Annotated in this window: 10 protein-coding genes and 1 pseudogene; all 11 read right to left on the bottom strand. The window is 51.8% G+C overall.

From position 1 onward, the window contains the following. Positions 1–247: 247 nt before the first annotated feature. Entirely contained in the window at positions 248–1615 is a 1368-nt protein-coding gene (locus A3842_RS01365) for a sensor histidine kinase (protein ID WP_074100185.1), read from the bottom strand. After that, entirely contained in the window at positions 1612–2286 is a 675-nt protein-coding gene (locus tag A3842_RS01360; RefSeq protein WP_074100232.1) for a response regulator transcription factor, read from the bottom strand. The genes A3842_RS01365 and A3842_RS01360 overlap by 4 nt, the downstream gene beginning before the upstream one ends. Before the next feature lie 38 nt (positions 2287–2324). Further along, positions 2325–3200, bottom strand: a complete 876-nt coding sequence (locus tag A3842_RS01355; RefSeq protein ID WP_074100184.1) for a radical SAM/SPASM domain-containing protein — start codon at positions 3198–3200, stop codon at positions 2325–2327. 38 nt (positions 3201–3238) lie between these two features. Continuing rightward, entirely contained in the window at positions 3239–4225 is a 987-nt protein-coding gene (locus A3842_RS01350) for a Gfo/Idh/MocA family protein (protein ID WP_074100183.1), read from the bottom strand. Positions 4226–4486: 261 nt separating this feature from the next. After that, entirely contained in the window at positions 4487–5875 is a 1389-nt protein-coding gene (gene thrC / locus A3842_RS01345) for a threonine synthase (protein WP_074082811.1), read from the bottom strand. Between the two features lie 189 nt (positions 5876–6064). Continuing rightward, entirely contained in the window at positions 6065–6559 is a 495-nt protein-coding gene (locus tag A3842_RS01340) for a CYTH domain-containing protein (RefSeq protein ID WP_074100182.1), read from the bottom strand. An 86-nt stretch (positions 6560–6645) separates the two neighbouring features. Further along, on the bottom strand, positions 6646–7197 hold the full coding sequence (locus A3842_RS01335; RefSeq protein ID WP_074100181.1) for a hypothetical protein: 552 nt from the start codon (positions 7195–7197) through the stop codon (positions 6646–6648). A gap of 182 nt (positions 7198–7379) precedes the next feature. After that, positions 7380–7478, bottom strand: a pseudogene (locus A3842_RS31760) (ABC transporter permease); the annotation flags it as partial. Between the two features lie 761 nt (positions 7479–8239). Beyond that, positions 8240–9982 (bottom strand): alpha-galactosidase, encoded by a 1743-nt coding sequence (locus A3842_RS01330; RefSeq protein WP_371915975.1) that lies wholly within the window; start codon positions 9980–9982, stop codon positions 8240–8242. Continuing rightward, complete coding sequence (locus tag A3842_RS33685; protein WP_371915974.1) at positions 9927–10142, bottom strand: hypothetical protein; 216 nt, start codon at positions 10140–10142, stop codon at positions 9927–9929. Before A3842_RS33685 ends, A3842_RS01330 begins: the two co-directional genes overlap by 56 nt. A gap of 42 nt (positions 10143–10184) precedes the next feature. After that, positions 10185–12725, bottom strand: coding sequence for a glycoside hydrolase family 2 protein (locus A3842_RS01325; RefSeq protein WP_074082803.1), 2541 nt, complete (start codon positions 12723–12725; stop codon positions 10185–10187). Positions 12726–12988: the final 263 nt, after the last annotated feature.

The following is a 12988-nucleotide window of genomic DNA, read 5'->3' as shown; positions in this document are numbered from 1 at the left end:
TAACGATCCGTTAAGGTAAGCTTAACCAACGAAGATGTACTCCCCGTGACGACAATATGAACGGAGTATGAACAAACAAGTAGAAACGGCTTCGCCGTCCTTTTTTAAGGACGGCGAAGCCGTTTCAGCGAGAAATAGAAGGATAATTTATAGCGCGAAGCATATAAATTTTTGTATTTCAAAAAAAGCTACGGCGTCGCAAGCACAGGGGCTTGAGGATCATGCCGTAACCTGGAAAATGCACCTGCTAATCAGCCTTCGTTGTGATCGGCAAGGTGACAATAAGGGTTGTTCCCCGGCCGGGCTCACTCTCCACCCGGATGTCACCTTGATGCAGCGACACAATCTGTTTAACGATGGCAAGTCCCATACCGCTGCCACTATACTTACGGCTGTGGGAGCGATCGGCCTTAAAGAACCGTTCGAATATACGCTTCTGGTCCTCGGGGGAAATACCGATACCGTTGTCGGATATCTGGACGATCACATGGTTAACCTCTTGCCTGATGCTAACATCAATAACGCCTCCATCCATGGAGAATTTGATGCTATTGCCGATCAGGTTCGTCCATACCTGGTTTAATTGATCATAATCGGCCATTAGTCGAACGGCCTTCAAATCAAGCTCGAAACGGATGTTGCGGGCGAGCCATTGCGGCTGGATCGCGACGATGACCCGTCTGATCTGTTCATCAAGGCTGAACGTGGTGAGCTGCAGCTGCTGTGATTGCGATTCAAGCAAACTCAGTTTTAGCAGGTTATCGCTCATCTTGGACATCCGGTCTGCTTCAGCGATGATAATATCGAGATAACGGCTCCGGTCGTTTTCTGTGATGCCCGCTTGCTTGAGCGCCAGAGCATAACCGGATATCGAGGTGAGCGGCGATTGAACTTCATGCGATACGTTCGATACGAATTCCCTGCGCATCTGCTCAAGCTGCTGCAGATCATACATCATTTCTTCGAAGCTGCGTGCCAAGGTACCGAGTTCACCCTTTTGCTTAATATTCAGCTTAATGCTGAAATCTCCAGCTGCTATGCGGCGGGTCGCTTTTGTCAGCTTCTTGATCGGACTGATTAGGAACATCGCGGCCACCAGAATCAATAAGCTTCCTGCAACCAACGAATAGGTCAAAAAGTTTATAATCCATTTGATGAGAAAAGATGAGGACGAGGAAGGACGCTGCTCTAAAAACATCGCTTTTGTTCCCATTTCCGTTTTTAACGGCAGTCCTAAGAGGATCGGATTAATCCCATTCGTCTTGCCTTGAAAAACCTTACCTGCAAGCACTTCCTTTATTTGTTCCGCAGTCACAGAGATTGGATCATGTTCCTTAAGTACTCCCAAAGATTGCAGCTGCCCCTTCCCATCATAGATTCGGACATAATAGGAATTGAGCTGTTTCATACCACTTACGAACGAGTCTGCTTCACGAATAGGTAAAGTCTCGTAAATCCGGGTAATGTCCTGACCAAAATCACGTAAGGTGATTTGCAGGTTTTCGTTCAATTGATCTTTAAATATCCAAGTTGCCACAAAAAAAGCAATGACCGTGCCCCCGATTACAGACACTAAAAACGTCAGGACAACGCGTATATATAAGGATCTGATCATTCGTAAACCTCAAGCCGGTAGCCCAGCCCGCGGACCGTCTCGATACGGAATTCGGGTGTCGCCGCGAACCGTTCGCGCAGACGTTTAATGTGTACGTCTATCGTTCGGTCATCTCCAGCGTAATCAATCCCCCAGATTTGATCGATCAACTGCTCGCGCGTATAGACCTGTCCGGGTGTGCCGGCAAGCTTATACAGCAATTCGAACTCCTTGAGCGGCAATGTGAGCGGCTCCGTCCCTCTCATCACCTTGTAGGTCTGGCGGTCAAGGATGACGTTGCCGAACTGGATCGTATGCGTGGAGCCAACCCGGTATCGTTTCAGTAATGCCCTGACACGGGCGGTCAACTCCAGCGGATCGAAAGGCTTCGTCATATAATCGTCCGTTCCCAGTTCGAACCCTTTCACTTTCTCCCATGTTTCGCCTCTTGCAGACAGCATCAGTAATGGGAGATCGGGATTGGCTCTTCTGAGCTCCTTGCATAACGTCCAGCCATCCATAATCGGCATCATAATATCGAGCACAACCAGATCGATATTCGTCGAGGCGTAGACGGTTAGTGCTTCCTTGCCGTCCGCAGCTTCGGCCGTTGTAAATCCGTCGTTGCGCAGAAATAAACAAACGAGTTCGCGAATGTTCGCATCGTCGTCCGCTACCAGTACAGTAGGCATCCGTTCCCTCTTTTCCAGTTCAAGCTTGCCTTCCCTTGCTACGTTCCAAACCGCTGTCTGTACCCGCATTTGCGGCACAGCTCTTCTACCGCTTCCCGGCGGGAGAAGCCATAGAACAGATTGTTCGCACGTTCGCCCTCAACAATCTCGGAGAACGGCTTCTCATGGATATTGCCGAGGTTAATCACACCCTCGCCATCCAGACAGCACGGTACCACCGTGCCGTCGACCAGCACCGCCGCCTGGCTGCGCAGCGCGTGGCAGAAGCCTTTGCCGTCATCCTCCGGCTCGTGTAAGGCCGGCCATCTGAACTCGTGATCCTGGTTCAGATACACGCGCGGGGCAATTTTCACCCCGCTGCCGGGCACCACCTTTTCTTCAATCTTGAAGTCCAGATTGAAGGCTTCCTCCAGCAGCGCCAGCGTCTCGCGGTTGCGGCTTTTCTCCAGATTCGACCGGTTGTCCTCGGTCAGATTCCACAGCCGGAAGGAGATGATGACTCCCTGGGCTGATGCCTCCCGTACAAAGGAAATAATCTCTGACACGTACCCCTCGCGGTTCTCCGAGCCCGCATGGCCGTCGAAGCTGTGCAGGGAGAAGTTCATCTGCCGCAGCGCCGGCTTGCCGAGGATTTTGGGCCCCGCTTTATGAATCAGCGTTCCGTTGGTCGTAATGTTGACCTTGAACCCTTTGGCGTGGGCAGCATCAAGCAGCTCGCCGATTTTCGGATGCAGCAGCGGTTCGCCTTTGACATGCAGATAGATGTGATTGCTGTGCGGCTTGATCTCGTCGAGAATGGTATTAAAGGTATCCAGCTTCATGAAGTTTTTCTGCCGTTCGGTAGGCGGACAGAAGCTGCAGGCGAGGTTGCAGACGCTTGTAATCTCGATGTAGACCTTTTTAAAAGTTTTCAAGTTCCGCTCCCCATTTCAATATTCATCCGATACTTCGGCTACAGGTCCGAGGCATAGCGGAGGCCGATCTGTGCTCTGGCTTCCTCCATCACCTCAGAGACCGCCAGAGAATTAGCGTGGCTGTTCACGCTGCTCTCGCGCTGACCATTCTTGATCAGACTGATAAATTCCTCAACCTCATAATACATCGGCTCAAATACCTGCGGAAGGGTAAGCTCTTCGACCGTACCGTCGCGGTAGTAGATTTTGACCTGGTACGGCTGGTTGATCTTGTCGATGACCATCGTGCCGTTCTCGCCTTGAATCTCGGCAGGCAGATAAGAATCGGCAATCTTGGAATGCATGACCACAGCATCCATATCGGGATAACGCATGACAATGCTGCCTTCACCGTCCACTCCCGAAGAGAGCATCAGGCCAACAGACTTCACGGTTTCCGGTTTGCCGAACAGCGCTACCATTGGATACAGACAATAGATGCCCAGATCCATTAGTGAACCGTTAGAATAGACCGGATTGAAGGCATTCAGCACTTTTCCCTGGCGGTAAGCATCATATCTCGAGGAGTATTGACAATAACTGGCGAAATAACGGCGCACTTGGCCCAGCTTGTACAGGTTGTCTTTGATCACGCCGAAGTTCGGCATATAGGTAGACTTCATCGCTTCCAGGAACAGCACATCGTTGCGGTGTGCCGCTTCAATGACTGCACGCAGCTCCGCGCTATTGGAGGCTGCAGGCTTTTCACAGATCACATGCATCCTGTGGTTCAGACAGATGAGCGACTGCTCCGCATGCATCGAATTGGGGCTGGCAATGTATACTGCGTCCACTTCCCCGCTAGTCACCATTTCCTCAAGGTTGGTATAGATCGAAGCGCCCGCATATTTAGCGGCAAAATCGCGCCCCTTCTCCTCAGTACGTGAATATACGGCAGTGAGAAGAAATTCCTCGTTCTCAAGACCTGCTTGAATGAAGCGGTCTGTAATCCAGTTGGTGCCTACGACTCCAAATCGAATAGTCATGAATGATCCCGTCCTTTGATTAATATAAGAGCCGTTTAGGCTGGTTATATGGATTCTCTTCCTGCTATTTTCTCATTCCGGAATAGCGATGTCTACTTTTCAGGGGGAATTTCCGACAAATTCCGCAAACTTATGGTTGTGAAAAAAATCACCAGCCGATTACATGACAAAACCCTGTCCTTTTCAGGAACAGGGCTATATGCCATAAGTTAAATTCAAGCGGCCCGCAAGAGGATGTCCGGCAGCGCTGCTCGTTCCATTCTATTCGTAAAACTTCACCAGCTGACGCACAATCTCCGCTTTGTCATGCTCTACCACGGTCATAAACTGCGGCATGGAGAACAGTGCAGAGATGGGAGCAGGGAATTCCTGCTTGATGCCGGTCAGGGCAATCGCCTCGTCGAACTTGGCCGGATGTGCCGTGGCGAAAGTAATATTCGTCTCGTCCGGACCGCTGAACGCTTCGTAGGCTGCAATGCCGCAGGCTGTATGCGGGTCCAGCAGATAGCCGTATTCCTGCTCATATTTGCCGATCGTATCCAGACACTGCTGATTTTTGACCCCCAGCGCAGAGAAATCCTGCTGCACCTGCTCAAAGGCTGCACCATCCACCGTAATCTTTCCTTCCGCCTGCAGCTGAGCCATGTACGCAGACAGCTTCACCGCATCCTCATCCAAGAGGTAATACAGATAACGTTCAAAATTGCTCGCTACCTGGATGTCCATTGACGGGCTGTAGGTTCCTGTGAAGCTGCCTGGTTTGTATTCGCCGGTCAGCACAAACCGTTCGAGAATGTTGTTCTCGTTGGTGGCGATGATCAGCTTGTGGATCGGCAGACCCATTTTTTGGGCCAGATAGCCTGAAAAAATATTACCGAAGTTGCCCGAAGGCACACTGATGCTGATCTTCTTCTCATCGCTGCCCTCAATCTGCAGATAGGCATAGAAGTAATAGACCGTCTGCGCCAGAATGCGCACGAAGTTAATCGAGTTGATCGCCCGCAGGTGGTAGCGGCCCTTGAAATCCAGATCAGCGAACAGCTCCTTGATCACCTTTTGGCAGTCATCAAAGTTGCCTTCAACCGACAGATTCAGCACATTGCTGTCATCCACTGTCGTCATTTGCAGTTCCTGCACCTTGCTGACCTTGCCGTGCGGATGAAGGATACAGATCTTGATCCCTTCTTTGCCGCGCACGCCCTGAATCGCCGCCGCACCCGTATCCCCCGAGGTTGCACCGAGAATATGGATAATTTCCCCCCGCACCTTGGCAATGTAGGAATATAGTTCACCCATGAACTGCAGTGCCACATCTTTGAAAGCAAAGGTAGGTCCATGGAACAGCTCGAGCACGTACAAGGAATCATTCACTTGGTGCAGCGGCGTCACTTCCGGCGCGCGGAAATTGCCATAGCTGGTGTAGACCATTTCTTTGAGATCATTATAGGGAATTTCATCATTGGTATAGTAAGAGAAAATTTCAAGGAACAGCTCCTGGAAGCTCAGGCTTCTCCATTCTTCCAGCTTCTCGGGGGAGATCACCGGAATCTGAAAAGGCACCATCAGCCCGCCGTCATCCGCCAGCCCCATCAGAACCGTATCAATAAAGCCCTTAGCCTTCACATTGCCTCTTGTGCTTATATACTCCATACCTCTCTCATCCTCCTGAACCCCTCTTTAGTTATCCTTCATACAGCTGGTCTATAAGTTCACGTTCTATGTGATGAAAATGTGCTGAACCAGCCTTAAGCTCACTCTATATTAACACGTTTACGCGTTAAAGTCCGTTACTTCTGTGTCAACTTTTGTGTGAAAATCTGTAGCGTCCGCTGCCTATTGTCATTGGTTCTGCAGCTCTTTCCAAACGGTCTTGTTGCTGTACTTCTTCTCGACGCTTACATCCTGGCCGAACCATTCCGGGGCCACAAAGCTCTCCGCTTCCTCCATGGAATCAAATTCAACCTCCAGCACCGCAAGCTCAAGCTGGGTATACAGGTCAATCTCCACTGTCGTGCCGTTCCAAATGCCGGTAATCCGCGTCTTGACCAGCGGCACGGCTTTGACCGCTTCGATCATCTGGGTATACAAACCTTCCGAAATGTTATATTCAATCTCCTGGCGGCTGATGCCCTTGCCATCCTTGAAGGTGTGTGTGTACGTAATTTCACCCGAATCCAGGTCGGTGATCTTGCGCACTCTCAGCTCCTGCCCGTCCTCTATCGCAAGGTACGTCTGGTCAATACTGTGCCGGGTAACCACCTGGACCTGACCATCCTGAATCAGCCGCTCCGGATACTCCGGCAGCAGAAATTTACGTTCAATCTCCATAGCCATGCTGTCTCGCTCCTCTGTTCGTTTCACATTTATATTATTAATCATCATAGGTGCGGGTCATCTGCAAGTCAATGGAATCCGCAAACTCAGTCGAACAGGCGGTCGATAGACTGTATGTCATAATGATTGATGATTTTAAATGACCCGCTGCTGTACTTATCGTTCCTGTTCGAGTCATTGATGTAGATATACTTTTGGTCATCCAATGTGATTCCAAACCTTGGATGACCGTCTACAAAGATGCTAATCCAGTAGTTTCTGGTGAAATCGTGCGAACCGTAAGAGCTCATCAATTTCACGTCAGCAAAAGCATTCATAATACTTGCGATTTCCGCCGGATCAGTCACAGTGACCGTAACTTCATCTGTAGTTTCCGGCAAGGACCGGATGACTTCAATAGAGCTTATATCCTCCAGATCAATGCGGCTGGACACCCGGCTCTCGAACGAAGTGAAGGACTGCACGATCGTCCCTACCCAGAATACAGCAATCCCGAGCAGGAACACAGTCAGGAAAATTTGCGTCAGGGTTGGCTTCTTCCACTTCCCCAAATGTTTCTGCCCCCTCTGCTTCTCTGTATTTTCTACCTCGTTCATCTGATCCATCCCCGTCACCAGCAGCGCCTCCTCCGAAATCATGCAATGCTTCCATTATATACAATAAGGCTTGCACAAAAAAATTTTTGGCTGAAACGTATTTGCTTGAAGGAGAGTAAGTTTGCTTTTACAACAGGACTGCAAAATTAATGGCGCGAAGAATTAGCCCCTTTTGTGTAGCAAAAAGGGTACCCCCTACCGGGATACCCTCCTTAAGCTCAATTTACTGGTTCCTTGCCGCCGAGCAGCGCCGGTGTAGTGTACGCCGTCAGACTGCCGACGAAAACCAGGATACCGCTTATAATCAGACCCGGTAAGGTAATCAGAGTCGACTGATCCAGCGAGACGTTAACCATTACAATCCGATGATGTCCATCAGCACACATTCCCTTCCGGTCAGCCCGGCGCTTAAGATCACGGACCATGACCTGACCGATATAGGCGCAAGCCGCGTAGTGCCGCTGTTGTTCCCGCTTGGGGAAGTGTAGCCGGCGTTTCAGGCGAGCTCGTTCTATCGAGTCTGTTCCAGACTCTTTTCAGCGGTTGAGAGCAAGTTTATGTGGAAAAAGTAAACCTAATCCCTTCGATTCCACTCCCGACAGAAGTACAAGTGGAAAAAGTAAACCTCATTTGCCCGTTTCGCACTCTATCAGATGAATTCGCTCAGATTAAGTCTACTAATTCCAACTATCCGCGCTATGAAGCACTTTTGAGCAGATTTAAGTATACTTTTTCCACTCCCCCTTTACTTTTCTTCAATTTGCTTTTATTTACTTTAATTCACTTTACTCCCCTTTACTTCACTCTACTTTTCTTTCCCTCCCTTTCATTCCCTTTTATTTCCTTTACTTTTATCTCCTTTCCCTTTCCCTTACTTTCCCCCTTAAATTAAATTCCATTGAATTCGCTTACATTATTTCACGGTAAATGCCTGCAATCATGCGCCCTCGACCTGCAACCTCCTCCTACTGAACAACTACATGCCTTGCCCGCAAGGGAGTACAGTCTTTCCGCCTTCTTCTCCCTATGCAAAAAAATAGGGGAAGCCATGTCTCCCTGGCCTCCCCCTATTCTGCAACGCAGTTTACCCCTCAGCCAGCAGCCGGAAGCATCCGCTCACAAAGTCCCGCTGGATCTCCGGCAGCGCCAGACCCGCCTGCATCAAGCGGTCGCCGCCGTAGACTTCCCCGCTGTCCGCGAGCCGGTAGTCCAGCTCCGGGTTCAGTCCGCTGAGCAGCAGGCTCCGGCGCGGCGGGTGCGGTTCAGCCAGCACCCGGAAATAGTAGACCAGCGCCTCGCGCTGGTCGTCCGAGACGAACATCCAGGCCGTTTCGTTCCCCTCGAACGGGCTCTGCAGCCGGTACAGATTGCCCTGCTGGACCAGACTGCGAATTCCCTTATAATTCGCGACCTGTACCTTTACCAGTTCCTTTTCTTCCGGAGTAAACTTCGTCAGATCCAGCTCATAGCCGAAGTTGCCGGACATGGCGACATCTCCCCGGAAGGACAATGGAGTGATCCGTCCCACCTGATGATTCGGCACTGCGGAGACGTGTGCCCCCATGGAGCTGACCGGATAGACGAGGCTCGTACCGTACTGAATCTTCAAGCGCTCCACGGCATCCGTATCATCGCTGGTCCAGGTCTGCGGCATATAGTAGAGCATACCCGGATCGAAACGCCCGCCGCCGCTGCAGCAGCTCTCGAACAGAATATGCGTATATGCTGAAGTCAGACGTTCCAGCAGTTCGTACAATCCTAACACATACCGGTGCGCGGTTTCGCCCTGACGTTCGGGCGGCAACTGCGCCGAGCCGATCTCTGTCAGACAGCGGTTCATATCCCATTTGATATAAGCCACTGGGACGCTGGAGAAGATGCGGCTGAGGGATTCAAAAATATACTCCCGTACCTCTTCTCTGGTGTAGTCCAGTACCAGCTGCCACCGGAGTTCACTGCGGCGGCGGCCCGGAACATGCAGACACCAGTCGGGGTGGCTGCGGTAGAGGTCGCTGTCCGGCGAGATCATCTCCGGCTCCACCCACAGGCCGAACTTCAGCCCATGGCCGTTCACCCGGGCGGCAAGATCGGACAGGCCGCCCGGCAGCTTGCGCAGATCCTCCACCCAGTCGCCAAGTGAGGAGTTGTCCGCATCGCGCTTGCCGAACCAGCCGTCGTCCAGCACGAACAGCTCGATGCCGAGCTTCGCGCCTTCAGCGGCGATAGCCTCCAGCTTATCGGTATTGAAGTCAAAGTATGTCGCTTCCCAGTTGTTCACCAGGATCGGCCGTTCTTTATCCCTGTACTCTCCTCTGCTGAGCCGTGTCCGGTATAGTCTGTGATAGGTTCTCGACATTTCGCCAAGCCCCTGTCCCGAGTAGACCATTACCGCTTCCGGTGTCTGGAAGCTCTCCCCCGCCTCAAGCCGCCAGGAGAAGTCAAAGGAATTCACTCCCATTGTGAGCCGGGTCATTCCGAAGGAATCCACCTCTGCCACGGCTTCAAAGCCCCCGCTATACACCAGTGAGAATCCATACACCTCTCCCTGGCGCTCATCCGTGCCACGCTTCGCCAATGCGGCAAAAGAGTTGTGCTGGTGGCTGCTCATCCCCCGGCGGCTCTCGATCGAAGTACTGCCCTGCTCCAGCTGCCTGCGGGTGAGACGGCCTTCCCGCGACCAGGCGCCGGACAGGTAGATCATGTCCATATCCCCTGCCGGGAAATCGACGGAAGTACTCAGTGCCCGCAGCAATTGCAGCGGAGCCTGACCGTCATTCACAAATTCGGCGGTGCGGGTATTCCTGCGGCAGGCGGTCAAGCGAGCCACCGGTCACCAGCGGATGCAAGCCTTCCAGATTACTGCCGTGGCGCAGCTTTTCACCCCAGTACACATGCGCCGGATAGCCGTTGACCAGCTCGATGATGTAACTCATGCCCTTGCTCTGCAGGTGGAATATCCCCTTGTCTTCCTGTACCCAAATCGCCATGGTCCTTATTCCTTCTCTCTTGTAGGTTTCAACCCAAAGACTCTATTCCACGTAATCCGCCATCGAGCGAATCTCAAGACCCTTCGGAGCAGCCGGCACGAAGTCCGCTTCCCCGCTGCCGCGCAGGAAGAATTCCACAGTCTTCGTCTCCCCTGGAAGCAGGTCAAAGAAGTTATCCGAGAAGATTCCTTCCTCTTCCGTAGTCAGATACACCCCTCTCGCCAGCACATTACTGGTTACCTTGAAGCTGAGTCCGCTGCTGCCGGGAACCTCTGTCACCGTAAGGTGCGGCAGGGTCAGCGCAATTTCTTTGGCGGACACGAAGTAATGGTGCTTATGCTCCAGCAGCCGGCCTTCAGCCAGCAAAGACGCAGTGAACAGAACACGGTCAGACTCGCGGCCCTCCAGCAATCCGTCAAGTCCTGCCATAAATACGACGTCTGTAGTGTCCGCTGCCAGGGTCACCGGCTGTGACCATTCCTGCAGCACAGCGCCGCTGAAGTCATGCAGCCGGACCTGTAGTTCGCCTTCAAACGCTTCCTGACGGTCAGAAACGGCATGCACCTTGAGGGTATGCCCGTCCGAGCCGTCAATGGAGAGCAGAAGATCTTTATAGCTATTGCGCGCTGTGTATTGCAGCGCCTTCCAGCGGCCGTAGTAATCCATGCTCGCCCAGGAGGCTACCGGCCAGCAATCGTTCATCTGCCAATACAGCGTACCCATGCAGTAGGGTTTGTTTCTCCGGTGGCTCTCAATAGCCATCCGCATGGCCTCTGCCTGAAGAATCTGGCTCATATAGAGGAAACTGCTGAAATCCTTCGGCTGCGGAAGATAGATATCCATGTATTCCTTAATTAGAAGGTTGCCGCGCCCGTTCTTCTGATGCGCGAGCATCACTTCAGATTCCAGCGCCATATCGCGATCTTCCGCATAACTAAGCACCGATTTCAGCTCAGGGAAAGACTGGAAGCCGTATTCACTCATGAAGCGGCCAACCTTAACGTTGTAGTTCTCAAAAGGCTCGCTTCCATGCCATACCCCCCAGTAGTGCACATCCCCTTCACCAGCAATCCGCGTGGCATGCTGATTCAGGTCATGGGTAAGGTCCCGCATCGGTGAAGATGCCCAGTAATCCACATCCGGGTGACAGGCGGCTACAGCCTCCGGCAAGATACGATGGAATACTGCTTCATAATCCTTCCACAGCTTCTCACGGATCTCCGGACTGTACTTTTCCTTCCAGCCCCAGCCCATATTGTCTTCATAGTGCGACCACGCCGAATCCATCTCATTATTGCCGCACCACAAAGCGATGCACGGATGGTTGCGCAATCTCCGCACATTATAGACAGCCTCTTCGCGCACATTCTCCAGGAATGGCTCATCACCAGGGTACATGCTGCACGCAAACATGAAATCCTGCCAGACCAGCAGCCCGAACTCATCACACAGCCGGTAAAAAACTTCCTCTTCATAGATCCCGCCGCCCCATACCCGCAGCATGTTCATATTGGAGGCTGCTGCCGAGGCGATCTCATGACGATAACGCTCCTCGGTAACTTCCGTGGAAAAACTGTCATTTGGAATATGATTGGCACCCTTGGCAAAAACCCGCACACCATTCAGTTCGAAATAAAAGGAAGCCCCACGGTCATCCGGCTTCCGGACCAGCTTGATCTCCCGAAGTCCGGTAGTAACATCAGTCTGCGCCACGGCCTTCCCTTCCTGGAGCAGCTCTGCCCGAAATACAGTCAACTCAGGTGCCCCAAGACCATTACACCACCATAGACGGGGCTGATCCAGGACAACTTCCAGCTCCAATGTCTGCTTGCCCGGCTGTACCGCAGCGGATTTCATCCATTCCTGACCGCCGCTGCTGATCCGCAGCAGACCGTTCCATCCGGACGGGGCATCCACTTCCACAAGCACAGTCACCCGGGCCTCTTCCCGGTTCACCGCATTTTGCCGGATATATACATCTGTAATAGCAACGGTATCCCTGCCTTCCAGCACAGCCTCACGCCAGATGCCGCTGGTCAGGAATCTTGGCCCCCAGTCCCAGCCGTAATGATACGGCGCTTTGCGGGCAAATACGCTGATCTGCTGTCCCCCAAGTCCGCCAAGCTCGGATTGGTCATTGGGTGCCGGCAGCGCATAACCCAGCTGTTCCAGCTTCGGCAGATCTTCATTCACTACGGAACGGAATCTCACGCGAATCTCATTTTGCCCGGTCTGCAGCAGCCCCTTCACATCCACAGTCCAGGCCCGGAACATATTGTCTGCTGAGAGCGCATGCACATCATTTACATAGACATCCGCATACGTGTCGAGTCCTTTGAAGACCAACTCAGTACAAGCATGCTGCTGCCATTTCTCTTCCAGTTGCAGGACCGTCCGGTATTCCCAGTCTTTCTTATCGATCCATTGCAGGTCATGCTCGTTCTTTCCATAAAAGGGCTGTGGGATTCGTTCATTGCGGAGCAGATCAGTATGCACCGTTCCAGGTACAGCTGCCGGCAGCCATTCCTCTTCATCACATGCTCTAAATTGCCAGTTGTCCAATTTCAGTTGTATGTGCTTCATTAGAACCTCCTAAAAGTTTTGTGAGCATAGACATCCTGTAATCACATCGTACAAAACTCGCTACGGAAGCATGGGCTTAAGTGTTGTGAGCCTAAGCTCCTTGAGTCTGCATCATACCAGACTCACTTGGAAAACATACGTCCTAAAGTATTGTAAGCATGCGCTTTCATGAATAATGTTCATTTCCATTGTATTTTGTTATCCTATTGTTAGCAACAAACTAATTATATTCATTTAAACAGAATAAATAAAGACAATAAATA

The sequence above is a fragment of the Paenibacillus sp. P3E genome, assembly GCF_001909045.1.
Classification (GTDB): Bacteria; Bacillota; Bacilli; order Paenibacillales; family Paenibacillaceae; genus Paenibacillus_AQ; species Paenibacillus_AQ helianthi.
Note: the sequence above shows the minus strand (reverse complement) of the source record. Positions and strands in the feature narration are given on the sequence as shown.